This window comes from Aquihabitans sp. McL0605 (genome assembly GCF_049993875.1).
GTDB lineage: Bacteria > Actinomycetota > Acidimicrobiia > Acidimicrobiales > Iamiaceae > Aquihabitans.
Genome location: NZ_CP188252.1, coordinates 3,101,788 through 3,118,615 on the forward strand (window position 1 = coordinate 3,101,788; position 16,828 = coordinate 3,118,615).

Below are 16,828 nucleotides of genomic sequence, written 5' to 3' on the forward strand. Positions count from 1 at the left end.
GGCGGTCAGACGCCTGCTTGCGCGCGGCGCACCGCGATCAGCTGCTCGATGAGCTCAGCCGGGAGCGGCTCGTCGATGGGGAAGTGCAGCGACCCGTCGGTGCACGTGTAGCCCGCCAGCTCGTCGCTCAGCTCGCGCAGGACGCTCCCGCTGTGGGGCAGGTAGGCGAGGTGGTGCTTGAAGGCGGCGAACCCGGCGACCACCTTCCCGTCGAGCCGGAAGGCGGGCATGTTGTACGAGATGCACTGCTCGGCGTCGGGCACGACCGCCGCGATGCGCTCGCGGGTGACCTGGAGCGTCGACCGCTTGGGCTCGTCGAGCTCGGCCAGGTACTCGTCGATCTCGGCGCTGCTCACCGGAGCGGCCTCAGGAGGCGGCGACGAGGATGCGGGTGCTGGCGAACGAGCCGACGCCCACGTGGCGGCCATCGATCTCGACCGTGGTGGTGCCGTCGGGGGAGCTGGCCGTGACCGTGCCGGTGTGTCCGGGCTGGATCGAGGCGTCCTCGAGGAAGTCGAGCAACCCGGGGGTGAACTCGAGCTCCTCGGGGATGCGCTTCACGGTGAAGCCGTCGCCCACGGCCAGGTCGGCCAGGGCGACCGTGACAGGGGCCGTGTAGCCCGAGCCGGGGATGGGGTTGCCGTGCGGGCAGGTGGTGGGATCCTCGAGGAGGCGCACGATGGCGGCCTCGACCGCATCGGAGATCACGTGCTCCCAGCGGCCGGCCTCCTGGTGGGCGTCGGCCCACGACAGCCCGAGGATGTCGGTGAGGAGGCGCTCGGCGAGGCGGTGGCGGCGGACCACGCGCTCGGCCAGCTCCGAGCCCGACGCCGTGAGGCGGATGGTGCGATCGATCTCGACCAGCCCCTCCGACTCCATGCGGCGGCTCATCTCCGACACCGCGGGGCGCGACACGCCCAAGCGCTCGGCGATGCGGGCTTGGATCACCTCGACATCGTCTTCGTGGAGCTCGAAGATGGCTTCGCAGTACTCCTCGAACGCCGGGTGGTACTCACGGGATTGGAACTCGGCCACGGAGCGAGGGTACCTCGCCCGGTCCGGGTTCGAAGCCGCCTGCCGTAGTCTCGCCCGATGCGAACGCTCGTCTCCTTGTCCTGTGCTGCCCTCCTCGCGGTGGCCGTCACCGCGTGCGGTTCCTCCGGCGGCTCCGACGGCTCGTCTGCCACCACCACGACCGCGGCCACCTCCACGACGTCCGGATCCGGGTCCGGTGGCGGTTCGAAGGCCGTCGCCGGCATCACCGCCGACGACTACGCCGCGGCGTTCGTGAGCAACCTCAGCGCCGGCGACCCGGATCAGGGCCAGCTCGTGCTGACCAAGGAGCAGGCCGCCTGCGTCGGGCCGAAGTTCGTGAAGGCCATCACGGTCGAGACGCTCCACGGCCACGACGTGACCGTGGCCCAGGTCAGCGATCCCAGCTTCGACGGGACCTCGCTCGGGCTCACGGCGAAGCAGGGCGAGGAGCTGGTCGCCGCGTTCGAGCCCTGCGGCGTCGACATCGTCGACCTCTTCATCGGGTCGCTCACCTCGGGGATGACCGATGAGCAGCAGGCCTGCTCCAAGGAGAAGGTCGACCGCGATCAGGCCCTCGACTACCTCTCCGGCGGGTTCGCCGACGGTGGCGACACGGCCAAGCTGTCGGCGCTCCAGGACGCCCTCACCAAGGCCTGCGACCTGCCCGGCGCGGGCACCACCACCGAGAAGACGACGACCACCGGCGGCTGATGGGCCTCTGCCGGGTGGCCGCCGCCCGGACCCGCTGTCAGACCTGATCCGTAGGCTGCGGCCATCGCCGCGCTGGATCTGTTCTCCCCGCCCGTCAGGGACTGGTTCGAGACCTCCTTCGCCGCGCCCACCCAGGCCCAGGAGCAGGGCTGGCCGGCCATCGCGTCGGGCGAGCACACGCTGATCCTGGCGCCCACCGGCTCGGGCAAGACGCTCACCGCCTTCCTCTGGGGGATCGACCGGCTCCTCACCACGCCGCCGCCCGATCCCAAGGCGCCCACCCGGCTGCTCTACATCTCGCCGCTGCGGGCGCTGGCGGTCGACGTCGAGAAGAACCTGCGGGCGCCGCTGGTGGGGATCGCCCACGCCGCCGAGCGGGCGGGCCACCCGGTCCACACGCCCACCGTCGGGTCGCGCACGGGCGACACGCCGGCCGACGAGCGCCGGCGGCTGGTGCGCCACCCGCCCGATCTGCTGATCACCACGCCCGAGTCGCTCTACCTCATGCTCACGTCGGCGGCCCGCGACACGCTGGTCAACGTCGAGGCCGTGATCATCGACGAGATCCACGCCCTGGCCGCCACCAAGCGGGGCTCGCACCTGGCGCTCACGCTGGAGCGGCTGGTCGAGCGGTGCCAGGTGCCGCCGCAGCGCATCGGCCTGTCGGCCACCCAGCGCCCGCTCGAGGAGATCGCCACGTTCCTGGGCGGGTTCGAGGCGCCCGGCAAGCGGCGCCCGGTCACCGTCGTCGACGCGGGCACCCGCAAGCCGCTCGAGCTCCAGGTGGTGGTCCCGGTCGAGGACATGGGGTCGCTCGGCACGGTGATCGAGGGGCCGGTGGCGGGCGCAGCGGCGGGCGGTCCGGTGCGCAAGTCGATCTGGCCGGCCATGCACCCCAAGCTCCTCGAGCTGGTCCAGGAGCACCGGTCCACGCTCATCTTCGTCAACGCCCGCCGGCTGGCCGAGCGGCTGGCCACGCGCCTCAACGAGCTGGCCGCTGAGCAACACGAGTTCGTGTCGTCCGAGGCGGTGGGCGCCCCGCCCGTCGACGTCGACCTGGTGAAGGCGCACCACGGGTCGCTGTCGAAGGAGCGGCGGCTCATCATCGAAGACGATCTCAAGTCCGGCCGGCTCCGCGGCCTGGTGGCCACCTCGTCGCTCGAGCTTGGGATCGACATGGGCGCGGTCGACCTGGTGATCCAGGTCGAATCGCCCGGTGCGGTGTCGCGCGGCCTCCAGCGCATCGGCCGGGCCGGCCACCAGGTCGGCGAGCCCAGCAAGGGTCGCATCTTCCCCAAGCACCGATCCGACCTGGTGGAGGCGGCGGTGGTGGCCCAGCGCATGCACGACGGGCTCATCGAGCACACCACCTACCCCCGCAACCCCCTCGACGTGCTGGCCCAGCAGGTGGTGGCCAGCGTGGCGCTCGACGAGGTGAGCGTCACCGATCTGGCGGCCATGGTGCGGCGGGCCGCGCCGTTCGCCGAGCTCAGCCAAGAGGTGTGGGAGGCGGTGCTCGACCTGCTGGCCGGCCGCTACCCGTCGGAGGAGTTCGCCGAGCTGCGCCCTCGCGTGGTCTGGGACCGCGCCGGAGACACCATCCGCGGCCGGGCCGGCGCCCAGCGCCTGGCGGTCACCTCGGGCGGCACCATCCCCGACCGCGGGCTGTACGGCGTGTTCCTCCCCGACGGCACCCGCGTGGGCGAGCTCGACGAGGAGATGGTGTACGAGTCGCGGCCCGGCGAGACGTTCCTGCTCGGCGCGTCCACCTGGCGCATCGAGGACATCACCCACGAGCGCGTCGTCGTCACGCCGGCGCCCGGGCAGCCCGGCAAGATGCCGTTCTGGCACGGCGACGGTCCCGGCCGCCCGCTCGAGCTGGGGGCGGCGCTGGGCGAGTTCGTGCGGGAGATCCGCGCCCTGCCGGTCGAAGAGGCGGTCACCCGGCTGCACCAGCGCCACGACCTCGACTCGTGGGCGGCCGAGAACCTGCTCGGCTACCTGGCCGACCAGGCCGAGGCCACCGGGGCCGTCCCCGACGACCGGACCATCGTCGTCGAGCGCTTCCGAGACGAGATCGGCGACTGGCGGATCTGCGTCCTGTCCCCGTTCGGCGCCCAGGTGCACGCGCCGTGGGCCATGGCGCTGCGCGCCCGGCTGGCCGAGCGGTGGGGGATGGAGGTCGAGCTCATGTGGAGCGACGACGGCATCGTCCTGCGCCTGCCCGAGGCCGTCGATCAGCTGCCCACCGACGAGCTGCTCATCGACCCCGACGAGATCGACGAGATCATCATCACGATGCTCCCGGGCACGGCCCTGTTCGCGTCGCGCTTCCGGGAGGCGGCGGCACGGGCGCTCCTGTTGCCCCGACGCCGACCCGACCGGCGCACGCCGCTGTGGCAGCAGCGCCAGAAGGCCGCCGACCTGCTGGCGGTGGCGGCCAAGCACCCGAGCTTCCCGATCCTGCTCGAGGCCACCCGCGAGTGCTGCAACGACGTGTTCGACCTGCCGGCGCTGCGCGGGCTGCTGCGGGACCTGCGGTCCCGCAAGGTGCGGGTGGTCGAGGTCGACACGCCGCAGGCGTCGCCCATGGCCCAGTCGCTGATCTTCGGGTGGATCGCCGTCTACATGTACGAGGGCGATGCGCCGCTGGCCGAGCGGCGGGCGGCCGCCCTGGCGCTCGACCGAGACCTGCTGCGGGAGCTGCTCGGGGCCGAGGAGCTGCGCGAGCTCCTCGATCCCCTCGTGCTCGAGGAGCTGGAGGCAGAGCTCCAGCGGCTGGCATCCAACCGCCGGGCCCGAGACGCCGACGAGGTCACCGACCTGCTCCGCGTGCTGGGCCCGCTCACCTCCCAGGAGCTGGCCGCCAGAGCCACCCACGAGCTGGCCGAGCTGCTGCCCTCGGTGCTGGCCACGCTGGCCGACGACCGCCGGATCATCTCGGTGGGCATGGCGGGCGAGGACCGCTGGGCCGCGTCGGAAGATGCCGGCCGCCTGCGCGACGCGCTCGGCTGCGCCATCCCAGTGGGGCTGCCGGGGGTGTTCACCGACCCGGTCGATGCTCCGCTCGAGAGCCTGGTGGTGCGCTACGGCCGCACCCACGGCCCGTTCCTCGATCGTGAGCTGGCCGCCCGCCTGGGCATCGACGCCGGCCGGGTCCGGCCCGTGCTCGACGTGCTCGTGGCCGACGGCCGCCTGGTGCGCGGCGAGTTCCGGCCCGGCGGCGCCGAGCGCGAGTGGTGCGACCCCGACGTCCTGCGCCAGCTGCGCCGCCGGTCCCTCGCCGTGCTGCGGTCCGAGGTCGAGCCCGTGGGGGCCGCCGCGCTCGGGCGGTTCCTGCCCGCGTGGCAGGGCGTGGGCCTGCCCCGCCGGGGCATCGACGGGCTGGTCGAGGCGCTGTCGGTGCTGGCCGGGGCGTCCATCCCGGCATCGGTGCTCGAGACCGACGTGCTCCCCGCCCGCATGGCCGAGTACCGGCCCGCAGACCTCGACGCCCTCTGCACCGCCGGAGACCTGGTGTGGATCGGCGCCTCGCCGCTCGGGTCCACCGATGGCCGGGTGCGGCTGGTGTTCCGGGACCAGGTCGAGCTGCTGGTCCCCGAACCGGCGTCCGACGAGCAGCCCGACGGCCCCATCCACGACGCCCTGCGCGCCCACCTCGAACAGCGGGGCGCGTCGTTCTGGGGAGACCTGGTCCGGGCCGTCGCCGATGCCGGCGCCCCGTACGACGACCCCTCCGTCCTCGCCGCCCTCTGGGACCTGGTGTGGGCGGGAGAGGTCACCAACGACTCGCTCGCCCCGCTGCGGGCGTTCGTGGCGGCGTCGGCGTCGTCGAAGCGCACCACCACCGGGCGGGCCCGCCCCCGGCCCGGTCGGCTCACCAAGCTCGGCCCGCCGTCGGGCGCCGGCCGGTGGTCCCTGGTGGCCGCGCTGCGCGTGGCCGCGCCGGGCCAGCCCTCGCCCACGCCCACCGAGGTCACCCACGCCCGCGCCATGCAGCTGCTCGAGCGCTACGGCGTGCTCACCCGGGAGGCGGCCCTCGGCGAAGGCACGCTCGGCGGCTTCGCCGGCGTGTACCCCGTGCTCAAGGCGCTCGAGGAGCGGGGCGCGGTCCGCCGGGGCTACTTCGTGGCCGGCCTGGGGGCAGCCCAGTTCGCGGTGCCGGGCGCCGTCGACCGGCTGCGGTCGGCTCGAGAGCCCCGGGCCGCCGATGCGCTCGGCGGGCGAGACGGCCGGGGCGGCTCCGATGCGGCCGACGTGGTGGTGCTGGCCGCCACCGATCCGGCGCAGCCCTACGGCGCGTCCCTGCCGTGGCCCGTCACCGACGGCCGGCCGGCGCGGGCCGCCGGTGCGCTGGTGGTGCTGGTCGACGGCGAGGCCGCGGCCTACGTCGAGAAGGGCGGGCGCAGCCTGGTCACCTTCTCGCCCGACCGGCCCGAACGCTGGGCCGACGCGCTGGCCGCGGTGGTGCGCACCGGCCGGCGCCGCTCGCTCGACCTCACCAAGATCGACGGCGCCCCCTCGCGCGAGTCGCCCCACGCCGATGCGCTGCGGGCCGCCGGGTTCGCCGACGGCTACCGGGGGCTGATCCTCCGCAGCCGCTGATGATGGGCAGGCACGGAAAGGGGTGGAAACCACTTCACGTGCTGCGCTAGACCTTCCCCCGACACCTCGCCCGTGCACCGCCAGGGCCTCCCCGCCGTTCCCTCCGGAGGTCCTACCGTGAACCCCTGCCGCCTGTCGTCTGCCGCCCCCCGTCGTCTCGGGGCCGTGATCGCCACCCTCGCCGTCGCCCTCGTCGGCCTGATGGCCGGGTGCGCACCCAAACCCACCACCGGCCAGCTCGACCACCTGCTGTACGCCACGCCGCTGCCCCAGTTCCAGGGCTGGTGGATCAGCGAGCAGGCCGCCGCCCAGCACGTCGCGCCGGCCACGGTCTTGCGCTGGTGGCGCGACCAGCCCACCCGTCTCGATGCGCGCGCCGCCCGCACCCGCCGTTGGGACGTCAGCACCGACCTGTGCTCGTCGTCGCCCGACACCGGCCCGGCGTTCGACTTCCGCGCCGCCTGCATCCGCCACGACTTCGCCTGGCGCAACCTGAAGCGGCTCGACGCCCTCTGGGGCGGGGGGATCGACACCCACGCCCGTCGGGTCCGGGCCACCGACCAGTTCCTGCAGGACATGCGGACCGACTGCGTCCGCCGGTCGCCCCTGCTCAGAGCGGCGTGCCTGGTGGTGGCCGGCGCCTACCACCGCGCCGTCCTCCTGGTCTCGTGACCCGGGCGGCCGCGTCGTCGGTATGGTCGGAGGCAGGTGGAACCGGTCCGCCGTGGAGGAGGCCCCCATGCCCGCGATCGATTGGTACTGGTGCCTGACCCACGAGCGGGCCGAGGAGGCCGAGCACCGGGACGATCCCGACAACGCCCTCGGCCCGTACCCCTCGGCCGACGCCGCCGCCGACTGGCGCCGGCTCAACGAGGAGCGGGCGCTGAAGTGGAAGACCGAGGACGAGGAGTGGACCGGCGACAAGGCCGAGCCCTGATCCTCGGCCCGGTCCGTCGTGCCTGAGGGCGACACCCTCCACCGCACCGCCAACCGGCTGCGGCCGGCGCTGGTCGGCGCGGTGCTCACCCGCTTCGAGGCACCGCGCCTGCTCGGCGACCGCCCGGTCCCCGGGTCGACCATCACCGAGGTCGAAGCGGTGGGCAAGCACCTGCTGATCTCCTTCGACGACGGCCTCACGCTGCGGACGCACCTGGGCATGCCCGGGTCGTGGCACCTCTACCCCGAGGGGGCCCGGTGGCGGAAGCCCCGCCACCTGCTTCGGGCCCTCGTGGCGGTCCCGGGCTGGGAGGCGGTGTGCTTCTCGGCACCCACCGTCGCCACGTACCGGCGAGACCACCCCGGCGGCGCGCTCGGGACCGACCTCGACCCGATCGGCCACCTCGGCCCCGACCTGTGCACCACGGGCCCCGACCTCGATGAGGCGCTCCGCCGCTACGAGGCCGAGGCCGCCGCCCACCCCGAGACGGAGGTGGCGGTCGCCCTCCTCGACCAGCGGCTCGCGTCGGGGATCGGCAACGTGTACAAGTCCGAGGTCCTCCACCGGTGCCGGGTCGACCCGTTCGTCCCGCTGGCCGAGGTGCCCGACGACGTGCGCCGCCGCCTGCTGGCCGCGGCCAACCGGCTCCTGCTGCACAACCTCACCACCACGCAGCGCACCACCGTGGCCGGCCCACCCGGATCGCTCGCGGTCTACGGGCGGGTCCGGCGCCCCTGCCGGGTGTGCGGGACGCCCATCGAGATGCGCCGCCACGGCGAGCAGAACCGCAGCACCTACTGGTGCCCGCGGTGTCAGCCGCCCGGCGCGGTGGGGTCGCCCGCCAGGTAGGTAGCGCCCCGGGGCGACAGCCGGTAGCCCACCTCGAGGCTCTCGGTCAGACCGAGCGCCTTCAGCCTGCGGACCCTCAGCTTGAACCGGGGCCGTTCGTCGCCGAGGCGCTCGGCCAGGTCGGTGGACACCACGGCCGGGTGGTCGCGGATCACCGCGAGCGTGGCGGTGGTCCACGGTCCGGTGGGGGAGCGCTGGTCGAGCCCGGCCAGCTTGCGGTCGAGCAGGGCGCGGTCGTCGGCCGAGAGGTGATCGTCGGCCCGCAGGGCGATGCGGGGATCGTCGCCGAGGAGGTGGAAGCGGACCCGGTACGCCTGGCGGTCGGGGTCGGGGTCGGGGTCGGTGCCGAGGTGGGTGCGGACGGCGTCGGCGTCGTCGAACCCGGCCCGGCGGGCGTCGGCCCGGGTGATCTTGGCGGCATCGACGACCTCGACCCGGTCGATGGCGAGCTGGCCGGCGGGGGTGATGAGGGTGCCGCCCGCCTTCACGGTCGGGCGCTTCCACGAGCGGAAGGCGACGGTGACCTCGCCCGACGCGATCCGCGGCCACAGCGGCGCGGGGAACAGCATCAGACCGGGTCCGAGCCGCGCCGGGCTTCGGGGAGGATCCAATCGGCTGCGTGGGCGGCGCCCGATCGCACCTCGGAGGCGCTGACGTGGGCGTGGGCCTCGTCGATCTCGAGCACGGCCATCACCCCGGCCACCTCGTCGGGCCGGTCGCCCGCCCTGGGCACCACCAGCACCTGGGGCAGCCGGGCGACGGCCGCGTCGCGCGCCGCGATGGCCTGGAGCGCAGACGGATCGTCGCCGTACCAGGCCGGGTCGGTGACCTGCCGCCACTTGTCGGCGCCCATCACGACCGCGTCGTAGGCCTCGGCGATGTCGACGATGAGCCGCGCGTCGGTGATGGCCACGCCCAGCCACGGCCGGGTGGCCGCCACCTCGGCGAGCACGGCGGCCCGCTGGTCGAGCGTGGGCTCCGACACGTCCTCCTTGCCCAGGGCCACGCGGGACAGGACCAGGTCGATGCGGTCCAGCCCGGCGGCGCGGACGGCGGCCTCGGCCACGGCGAGGTGGGCGACGGTGGGCGGGTTGAACGAGCCCGGGAAGCAGCCGATGCGGAGACCCTGGTCAGCCATCGGCGAGCGCCCGTCGCCCGGCGCGGAGCTCCTTGCGCCACACCACCCGCAGACCCGACCACGTGTCGTCGATGGCGCACACCTTGTTGTCGACCAGCCCGATCGGGAGGAACACCTCGCGGACCGTGTCCTCGGTGATGTCGGTGGGCACGCCGCTGGCCCGCTTGGGCCAGGCGATCCACAGGCCGCCGTCGACGTCGAGCACCCGCAGCAGCGCGTCGACTCGGCCCTCCAGGTGCGAGCGCCCGGTGTGGAAGGTGACGATCACCGCTGCGGTGCCCGTGGCCCGCGTCCGCACCGCCACCCGGTTCGGGAGCGTCTCGGCCAGCACGTCGGCGAACCCGGCGGGGGCCGACAGCAGGGCGACCTGTTCGCCGTCTCGGATGCCGAGCTTCTTCGCCAGGGGCGTGCCCGAGTAGCCGCTGCTCATCGCCCCGAAGCTACGTGATCGCATGGGCGGCCGGGTCTTGTGAAATCACGCACAAAGGGCGAGGGCGGGCCCGTAGGCTGGGGGCATGGAGACGCTGCACGTCGTCATCGTGGGGGCCGGGTTCGGTGGCCTCGCCGCCGCTCGGGAGCTGGCGGATGCGCCGGTGCGGGTCACGCTGGTCGACAAGAACAACTTCCACACCTTCCAGCCGCTGCTGTACCAGGTGGCCACCTCTGGTCTGGCCAGCGCCGATGTGGCCTACCCGGTGCGCGGCATCGTGGCCCGCCAGGAGAACCTCGCCTTCCGGCAGGCCACCGTGATCGGCGCCGACCTCGGAGCGAAGGTGCTGCACCTCCAGCACGACGAGCACGAGGTCGAGGACCTCCACTACGACCACCTCGTCGTGGCCGCCGGCGCCAGCACCAACACGTTCGGCATCCCGGGTGTCGACCACCACGGCTTCCCCCTCTACAACCTGGCCGACGCGGTTCGGCTCCGGAACCACGTCCTGGAGCGCTTCGAGGCGGTCGACGCCGAGCCCGCGCTCATCGACGAGGGCGCGCTCACCTTCGTGGTGGTCGGCGGCGGTCCCACCGGCGTCGAGGTGGCGGGGGCCCTCACCGAGCTGTTCAAGATGGTCCTCCGCAAGGACTTCCCGCAGCTCGACATCGATCGGGCCCGGGTGGTGCTGGTCGAGATGCAGGACCACGTGCTCGGACCGTTCAGCCCGGTGTCGCAGCGCCACGCCCGCCGGGCGCTCGAGGAGCGCGGCGTCGACGTGCGCCTCGGCGTGCAGGTGGCGCGGGCCCGCGGCAACCAGGTGACCTTCGCCGACGGCGAGGAGCTCCCCTGCCAGACGCTGATCTGGGCGGCGGGCGTGCAGGCCAACCCGGTGGGTGCGGCGCTCGGGCTCACCACGGGGCGCGGCGGTCGCATCGAGGTGCTCCCCGACCTGAGCGTGGCCGACCACCCGGGCGTGTGGGCCATCGGCGACGTCGCCGCCATCGTCGACGCCAAGGGCCGAGCCGGCACCCTGCTCCCGCAGCTGGCACCCGTCGCCATCCAGTCGGGCCGCCACGTGGCGCGCCAGATCTGCTGCGTCGCCGCCGGCCGGCCCGCACCGTCGGCCCCGTTCCACTACCGCGACAAGGGCACCATGGCCACCATCGGCCGCAGCCGGGCGGTGGCCGAGCTGCCCCTGGGGATCAAGCTCCGCGGCTTCCCGGCCTGGCTGGCCTGGCTGGGCCTCCACCTGGTGATGCTCGCCGGGTTCCGCAACCGGATCTCGGTCTTCGCCAACTGGGCCTGGAACTGGCTCACCTACGACCGCGGCCCTCGCCTGATCTTCCGCGCCCGCTCCACCAAGGAGTAGCCCCCGCTCGCTCGCTCGCTCAGTCGGTGGGGTGGAGGTGGGCAGCCTGGCCTTCGGGACCGAGCAGCGTGAGCACCTCGACGGGCCCGTCGATGGCCCCCATCCAGTGCGGGCGGGTGGTGGAGAACTCGGCGGCCTCGCCCGGGTTGAGGATGTGGTCGCGCTCGCCGACGATGAGCCGCAGGCGGCCGTTGAGCACGTAGAGCCACTCGCGCCCGGGGTGCTGCTGGAGGTCGGGCTTGCGGCGCGATGAGGCGAAGCGCATCTTGTGGGCGACGATGCCGTTGGCGGAGGGGCCGTGGCTGAGGGGCCAGACGGTCATGCCGCGGGCCTTGTGGGCCACCGGGTTGATGCGCGGCTCGTCGGTGTCCATGGCGAGCAGCTCGTCGACGGCCACGCCCAGCCCCCGGGCCAGCGCGGCCAGGTGGTCGACGGTGAGGCGGCGCTCGCCGGTCTCGAGCCGGCTGATCATCGACGCCGACATGTTGCAGCGCTCGCCCAGCTCCGCCAGCGAGGTGCCCTGGTCGAGGCGCAGTGCCCGGACCCGTTCCCGCACGACGGCTTCCACATCACGGTCTTGCCACATAGGCAAACAAGTGTGCCAGTTCGATCAGCGGTTCGTACCCTCGTCCCCATGGACGCCACCGAACCCGCCACCTCCACCCCGAGCTCGACCGACCGCTTCGACGTCGCCATCGTGGGCGGGTCGATGGCGGGGCTCACGGCGGCGCTCGTGCTCGGGCGCGCTCGCCGTCGGGTGGTGGTGATCGACGCCGGGCACCCCATGAACGAGGGGGTGGCCCACAGCCAGGGCTTCCCCACGCGCGACGGCGTCGCCCCCACCGAGCTGGTCGCCCTGCTGCGCGACGAGGTGGCGGTCTACGGCGTGACCGTGATCGATGGCCGGGTCGGTGCCGTGGCGCGCAACGACGAGGGCTTCACCGTGGCGGTCGACGGCCACGAAGACCTGGTGGCGCGCCGCGTCGTGCTGGCGACGGGCGGCCGCGTCGACCTGCCCGACCTGCCCGGCCTGGCCGAGGTGTGGGGTGGCGATGCCGCCAACTGCCCGTACTGCCACGGATGGGAGCTGCAGGACCGCCGCCTGGCGCTGATCGGCGACCAGACCAAGGTGCCGATGATGGCCCGCATCCTCACCCAGTGGTCCGACGACATCGTGGCGTTCGCCGGTGCTGCCACCGACATGGCCGCGGCCGAGCAGGCGGGGATCGAGGTGGAGCGCCGGGTGCCGGTGCGGATCGTCCAGACCGGCGGCCGTCTCCAGGGCATCGAGGTCGACGACGGGACCGTGGTGCCGTGCGGTGGCCTGTTCGTGGTGGGCCTGCCCGTCGCGGGCAGCTCGCTGGCCGTGGGCCTCGGCGCCGCGCTCGACGAGCACGGCTTCGTGGCGGCCGACCGCGAGGGCGTCACGTCGGTGCCTGGGGTCTACGCCATCGGCAGCGCGGTCGACCCCACGCACCAGCTCACCGGCGCCGCCGACTCGGGCACCCGCGCCGCCCGCTGGCTCAACCACGACCTCATCGAGGAGGACCTCGCCGCCCGCTGACCGCCGGCGCGCTCCGAGGTGCGCTCAGGCGCGGCCGAGGATGCGGTCGACCTGGATCTCGATGGCGACGCGGTCCTCGCGCTCGCTGGGCTGGCGGTACCGGCCGGCATAGCCCTCGACCGCGGCGGTGACCCGAGCCGGGTCGTCGGTGACGGTGGCGACGCCCTCGAGCGAGAGCCAGCGGCCCCCATCGACCTGGCAGACGACGGCCCGCCCGCCCGGCGCCGCTGCCACGTTGCGGGCCTTCTTGCTGGCGGCCCAGGTGATGACCCGGACGAGCCCGTCGTCGGGCGAGAACGAGAACCCCACGGGGACCACGTGGGGGGTGCCGTCGGGTCGGGCGGTGGTGAGCGACGCGAGCTGGTACTCGCCCAGGAAGGCCAGCACCTCGTCGGACAGGTCGGTGGGATCGAGCGCCATGCCCTCATCCTGCCGGATCGCGCTCGCGAAGCCGTCCGATCCCGGCCGGTGCCGAGGGCAGAAAACCACCGGAAACCGACACGCGCTAACTCTGGCTAGCGCACGTATGCTGCGGCGATGACGTGTTCGGCATGCGGGGCCACGGCGGCGGCCGACGCCCGGTTCTGCGCGTCGTGCGGGCGGCCGCTGCGGACCGTCGACGACGAGCGCCGCGTGGTCACCGTGCTGTTCTCCGACCTGGTCGGGTTCACCTCGCTGTCGGAGCGCCTCGACCCCGAGCGGGTCAAGAACCTGGTCGACCGCTGCTTCGACCGCCTCGCCGAGGACATCACCAGCTTCGGCGGCCAGGTCGACAAGATCGTCGGCGACGCCCTGGTCGCCCTGTTCGGCGCCACCACGGCCCACGAGGACGACCCCGAGCGGGCCGTCCGGGCGGCCCTGCGCATGCAGGCCACGCTCTGCGAGGAGGCCGAGGCCATCGGCCAGGAGCTCCAGATGCGCATCGGCATCAACACCGGCGAGGTGCTGGTGGGCGCCATGCGCGCCGCGGGCTCGGTCACGGCCATGGGCGACGTGGTCAACACGGCCAGCCGCCTCCAGACCCACGCCCAGCCCGGCGAGGTGCTGGTGGGCCCGGCCACCCACGCTGCCACCCAGCACAACATCGCCTACGAGCCGCGGGGCCTGCTCGACGCCAAGGGCCGCGACGAGCTGGTGGAGACCTGGGTGGCCGTGGCGCCCACGCTCCCGCCGGGGTACCGGGCCCGCCGGGTCGACGTGCCGCTGGTGGGCCGGGCCGCCGAGCAGAGCCTGCTCACCACCGCCATCGACAGCTCGATCCGCCACGAACGGGCGCTGCTGTGCCTGCTGGTGGCCGACGTGGGCATGGGCAAGAGCCGTCTCGCCGACGAGGTGGCCAGCGCGGCGGTCGAGACCCACAACGCGATCGTCCGCGAGGGCCGCTGCGTGCCGTACGGCGAGGCCAACGTGTGGTGGCCGGTGGCCGACGCGCTGCGCTCGGGCCTGCAGGTCCCCGACGGCGCCAACCTGGCCGAGGCCCGCATCGCCGTGCGCGAGGCGGTGGCGGCCACCATGGAGCGCCGCACCACCGATCCCGAGGTGCAGCGCACGGCCGAGGGCCTGCTCACGCTGCTGGGCTACGAGCCCCAGCCCGAAGCCGACCCCATCACCATCCGCCAGGAGGCCGGGCGGGCGCTCGGCGCCTACGCCGGTGCATCCGCGCGCCGCCGGCCGCTCGTGCTGCAGATCTCCGACCTGCACTGGGCCGACGAGGCCGTCCTCACGCTGATCGACGAGGTCTTCGGCGCCATCCACCACTGCCCGGTGGTCGTGTTGGCCACGGCCCGTCCCGCCCTCCTCGACCAGTGGACGCCGAAGCACGGGCGCCACAACGCCCTCACCCTCCACCTCGATCCGCTGGGCCGCGAGGCCGCGGCCGAGCTGCTCGAGCACCTCGTCGGCGCGCCGGTGCCGGCGGTGGTCAGCGAGGCCCTGCTCGATCGCAGCGGCGGCAACCCGTTCTTCCTCGAGGAGCTGGTCAGCCTGCTCGACGGCGAAGCGGTGGCCGAGCCGGGCCGCGTCGCCGCCCTCCCCGACACCCTGCGCGGCCTGGTGGCGGCCCGCCTCGACGACCTGTCGCCCTCGCTGCGGATGGTCCTCCAGGACGCCTCGGTCATCGGCCAGCGCGGGCCCATGAACGGCCTGCGGGAGATGAACCGCCAGCTCCACCGAGACCTCGATCTCGATGCCGCCATGGCCGAGCTGGCGGCCGACGAGATCATGGAGATCGAGGGCGACGGCTGGCGGTTCCGGTCCGACCTCGTGCGCGAGGTGGCGTACCAGACCATCACCAAGGCCGAGCGGGCCAAGTGCCACCTGGGCATCGCCCACTACATCGAGACGAAGGCCGAGTACACCGACCCCCGCCCGCCGTGGCTCGTCGACCAGCTCGCCCACCACTACGGGGCCGCGGTCGGGCTGGCCGCCGAGCTGGGCCCGAACGCCCGGACCGACGCGTTCCCGGCCGACCTCGCCGACAAGGCCCGGCACTGGGTCACCGAAGCCGCCGATCGCGCCCGACGGGATCAGGCCCTCCCCGCCGCCATCCGCCTCTACACCCAGGCGCTCGACCTGCTGGGTGAGGTCGACGGCAAGCTGACCGTCGACGACGCCGACCCCGAGTCCGCCGCCCTGGTGGCCGAGGCGATCCGCCTGCACCTCGCCCGATCGTCGTCGGCCGCCGAGGGATGGGAGCTGGCGCTGGGCCGCAGCGATGCCGAGGTGGCGCTGCGCCTGGCCGAGGGCGCTGGCGACGGTGCGTGCGCCGCCCAGGCGCTCATCGCCCGCGGCACCATCGAGCAGAAGGAAGGCGACATCGACGCGGCCATCGCCACCATGTCGGCGGCCGCCGACCGGTTCCGTGAGCTGCACGACCTGCCCGGCCTGGGCGAGGCCCTGCGGCGCCGCGGGATGGTGGAGATCTTCGGCAACCGGGTCACCGCCGCCGAGCTGTCGGCCGAGGCCGCGCTGGCCGCGTTCGAGGAGGTGGGCGACCTCGCCGGTCAGGGCTGGGCGTCGCAGAACCTGGCGTGGGCCGCCTTCGTGAGCGGTCGTCCCGACGAGGCCGACCGGCGCCTCCAGACCGCCGTGTCCATGTTCAGCGACGTGGTCGACACGCAGGGCCTGGCCTGGAGCCTCGGCCTGCTGGCCTGGGTGCGCTTCCAGCAGGGCCGAGTCCCCGAGGCCCAGGCGCTGGGCGAGCAGGTCCTCGACGAGGCCCGGGCCCGCAGCGATCCGTGGGCCACGGCGATGATGCTCATGCTCGTGGCGTCGATCCGCCTCTGGTCGGGTCGTACCGACGAGGCCGTCACCATGGCCGAGCAGGCGCAGCGCACCTTCACGTCGCTCGGCGACCGCTACGGCGGCACCCAGGCCGGCGCCGTGCTGGGCCGGGCGCTGGTCATGGCCGGCCGCGTCGAGGAGGGCTTCGCCCTGCTCGTGCGCACCGGCAACCCGGGGAAGGACGCCGGCGTCGGCGACGGGCTGCCGGCCCGGTTCTCCCGCTTGGCGGCCGCGCTCCAGATCGGCGAGCCCGAACGGGGTGCGGCGGTGCTCGAGGAGATCGAGGTGATGGCGGCTGCCGGCTTCGGTGGCGACGACTCCGCGGCGGTGCTCGGCGCCGCCGCCCTCATGGCGGGCGACGTCCCCCGTGCGCTCGACGCCCTGTCCCGCGCCCGCACCGACTCCGACCCGAACGTGATGGCCGTCCAGGCGTTGGCCGCGGCCGCCGCGGCCACGGGTGGAGCCGGGCCCATCGCCGACGCGGTCGACGGGGCGGTCGGGGCCACGTACCTCGACCGGGCGATCGCCAGCTCCGCCGCCGCCATCGAGGCCGCCGCGGGCGATCACGGCGAGGCCGAGGCCCACCGCCGGATCACCCAGGCCCGCAGCGCGGTGCTGCCCACCGACGACCGGGTCGCCAAGGTCATCGTCGAGATGGCGGCCTCGGCCGTCGCCGACCGGCTGGGGCTGCCCGAGGCCGAGGAGCTGGCCGGCGGGGTCGAGCACCAGCTGGCCCGGCTCGGGATCGACGGGGCCGGCTGGCTCCGGGTCTTCGCCCTGGCCTCCCGCGCCGTCCCCACCTGACCCCCCCCGATCTTCTCTGGTCGATCCTCCCCGCGTGAGGGGGAAGATCGACCAGCAAGCCCGGACGCGCCGGAACGCTGGTCGATGGTCCCCGCGTGAGG

At 74.1% G+C, this 16,828-nt stretch carries 15 protein-coding genes; 8 read left to right on the forward strand and 7 right to left on the reverse strand.

Annotated features, from left to right (window positions below; genetic code table 11):
• Positions 1-5: 5 nt before the first annotated feature.
• Together ACPPVX_RS14335 and ACPPVX_RS14340 are read right to left on the reverse strand one after the other, a co-directional pair.
• Complete coding sequence (locus ACPPVX_RS14335; protein ID WP_426571241.1) at positions 6-356, reverse strand: iron chaperone; 351 nt, start codon at positions 354-356, stop codon at positions 6-8.
• A 10-nt stretch (positions 357-366) separates the two neighbouring features.
• Entirely contained in the window at positions 367-1,035 is a 669-nt protein-coding gene (locus ACPPVX_RS14340) for a metal-dependent transcriptional regulator (RefSeq protein WP_426571242.1), read from the reverse strand.
• A gap of 57 nt (positions 1,036-1,092) precedes the next feature.
• Between ACPPVX_RS14340 and ACPPVX_RS14345 the strand changes: the two genes are divergently transcribed.
• From ACPPVX_RS14345 to ACPPVX_RS14365, 5 genes are all read left to right on the forward strand, one after another.
• Complete coding sequence (locus tag ACPPVX_RS14345) at positions 1,093-1,746, forward strand: hypothetical protein (RefSeq protein WP_426571243.1); 654 nt, start codon at positions 1,093-1,095, stop codon at positions 1,744-1,746.
• A gap of 63 nt (positions 1,747-1,809) precedes the next feature.
• Positions 1,810-6,351 (forward strand): Lhr family helicase, encoded by a 4,542-nt coding sequence (locus ACPPVX_RS14350; RefSeq protein ID WP_426575042.1) that lies wholly within the window; start codon positions 1,810-1,812, stop codon positions 6,349-6,351.
• A gap of 165 nt (positions 6,352-6,516) precedes the next feature.
• A complete protein-coding gene (locus ACPPVX_RS14355; RefSeq protein WP_426571244.1) occupies positions 6,517-7,023 on the forward strand; it encodes a phospholipase A2 in 507 nt (168 codons plus the stop codon).
• 67 nt (positions 7,024-7,090) lie between these two features.
• Positions 7,091-7,288 carry a hypothetical protein gene (locus ACPPVX_RS14360; RefSeq protein WP_426571245.1) on the forward strand — a complete coding sequence of 66 codons (198 nt, stop codon included), beginning with the start codon at positions 7,091-7,093 and terminating at the stop codon, positions 7,286-7,288.
• Positions 7,289-7,306: 18 nt separating this feature from the next.
• A complete protein-coding gene (locus tag ACPPVX_RS14365; protein WP_426571246.1) occupies positions 7,307-8,137 on the forward strand; it encodes a DNA-formamidopyrimidine glycosylase family protein in 831 nt (276 codons plus the stop codon).
• On the opposite strand, the gene ACPPVX_RS14370 is transcribed toward ACPPVX_RS14365, so the two are convergent.
• The 3 genes from ACPPVX_RS14370 to ACPPVX_RS14380 are packed head-to-tail and all read right to left on the reverse strand — an operon-like array spanning position 8,101 to position 9,705.
• Complete coding sequence (locus tag ACPPVX_RS14370) at positions 8,101-8,706, reverse strand: hypothetical protein (RefSeq protein WP_426571247.1); 606 nt, start codon at positions 8,704-8,706, stop codon at positions 8,101-8,103. The genes ACPPVX_RS14365 and ACPPVX_RS14370 overlap by 37 nt on opposite strands.
• On the reverse strand, positions 8,706-9,275 hold the full coding sequence (locus ACPPVX_RS14375; RefSeq protein ID WP_426571248.1) for a hypothetical protein: 570 nt from the start codon (positions 9,273-9,275) through the stop codon (positions 8,706-8,708). The genes ACPPVX_RS14370 and ACPPVX_RS14375 overlap by 1 nt, the downstream gene beginning before the upstream one ends.
• Positions 9,268-9,705, reverse strand: coding sequence for a DUF3052 domain-containing protein (locus tag ACPPVX_RS14380; RefSeq protein ID WP_426571249.1), 438 nt, complete (start codon positions 9,703-9,705; stop codon positions 9,268-9,270). The genes ACPPVX_RS14375 and ACPPVX_RS14380 overlap by 8 nt, the downstream gene beginning before the upstream one ends.
• A gap of 85 nt (positions 9,706-9,790) precedes the next feature.
• On the opposite strand from ACPPVX_RS14380, the gene ACPPVX_RS14385 reads away from it, so the two are divergent.
• On the forward strand, positions 9,791-11,077 hold the full coding sequence (locus ACPPVX_RS14385; RefSeq protein WP_426571250.1) for an NAD(P)/FAD-dependent oxidoreductase: 1,287 nt from the start codon (positions 9,791-9,793) through the stop codon (positions 11,075-11,077).
• Between the two features lie 19 nt (positions 11,078-11,096).
• Here the strand turns inward: ACPPVX_RS14385 and ACPPVX_RS14390 are convergent, their stop codons facing one another.
• Positions 11,097-11,663, reverse strand: a complete 567-nt coding sequence (locus ACPPVX_RS14390; protein ID WP_426571251.1) for a helix-turn-helix domain-containing protein — start codon at positions 11,661-11,663, stop codon at positions 11,097-11,099.
• Between the two features lie 48 nt (positions 11,664-11,711).
• On the opposite strand from ACPPVX_RS14390, the gene ACPPVX_RS14395 reads away from it, so the two are divergent.
• On the forward strand, positions 11,712-12,641 hold the full coding sequence (locus ACPPVX_RS14395) for an NAD(P)/FAD-dependent oxidoreductase (protein ID WP_426571252.1): 930 nt from the start codon (positions 11,712-11,714) through the stop codon (positions 12,639-12,641).
• A 24-nt stretch (positions 12,642-12,665) separates the two neighbouring features.
• On the opposite strand, the gene ACPPVX_RS14400 is transcribed toward ACPPVX_RS14395, so the two are convergent.
• Positions 12,666-13,061 carry a pyridoxamine 5'-phosphate oxidase family protein gene (locus tag ACPPVX_RS14400; RefSeq protein ID WP_426571253.1) on the reverse strand — a complete coding sequence of 132 codons (396 nt, stop codon included), beginning with the start codon at positions 13,059-13,061 and terminating at the stop codon, positions 12,666-12,668.
• A 117-nt stretch (positions 13,062-13,178) separates the two neighbouring features.
• On the opposite strand from ACPPVX_RS14400, the gene ACPPVX_RS14405 reads away from it, so the two are divergent.
• Positions 13,179-16,727 carry an adenylate/guanylate cyclase domain-containing protein gene (locus tag ACPPVX_RS14405; protein WP_426571254.1) on the forward strand — a complete coding sequence of 1,183 codons (3,549 nt, stop codon included), beginning with the start codon at positions 13,179-13,181 and terminating at the stop codon, positions 16,725-16,727.
• The last annotated feature ends 101 nt before the right edge of the window (positions 16,728-16,828 follow it).

Bases quoted from the DNA above. Each gene is read 5' to 3' on its own strand.
- ACPPVX_RS14385 (WP_426571250.1), top strand. From the start codon at position 9,791: ATGGAGACGCTGCACGTCGTCATCGTGGGGGCCGGGTTCGGTGGCCTC.
- ACPPVX_RS14370 (WP_426571247.1), bottom strand. From the start codon at position 8,706: ATGCTGTTCCCCGCGCCGCTGTGGCCGCGGATCGCGTCGGGCGAGGTC.
- ACPPVX_RS14395 (WP_426571252.1), top strand. From the start codon at position 11,712: ATGGACGCCACCGAACCCGCCACCTCCACCCCGAGCTCGACCGACCGC.
- ACPPVX_RS14405 (WP_426571254.1), top strand. From the start codon at position 13,179: ATGACGTGTTCGGCATGCGGGGCCACGGCGGCGGCCGACGCCCGGTTC.
- ACPPVX_RS14360 (WP_426571245.1), top strand. From the start codon at position 7,091: ATGCCCGCGATCGATTGGTACTGGTGCCTGACCCACGAGCGGGCCGAG.
- ACPPVX_RS14375 (WP_426571248.1), bottom strand. From the start codon at position 9,275: ATGGCTGACCAGGGTCTCCGCATCGGCTGCTTCCCGGGCTCGTTCAAC.
- ACPPVX_RS14390 (WP_426571251.1), bottom strand. From the start codon at position 11,663: ATGTGGCAAGACCGTGATGTGGAAGCCGTCGTGCGGGAACGGGTCCGG.
- ACPPVX_RS14380 (WP_426571249.1), bottom strand. From the start codon at position 9,705: ATGAGCAGCGGCTACTCGGGCACGCCCCTGGCGAAGAAGCTCGGCATC.
- ACPPVX_RS14345 (WP_426571243.1), top strand. From the start codon at position 1,093: ATGCGAACGCTCGTCTCCTTGTCCTGTGCTGCCCTCCTCGCGGTGGCC.
- ACPPVX_RS14400 (WP_426571253.1), bottom strand. From the start codon at position 13,061: ATGGCGCTCGATCCCACCGACCTGTCCGACGAGGTGCTGGCCTTCCTG.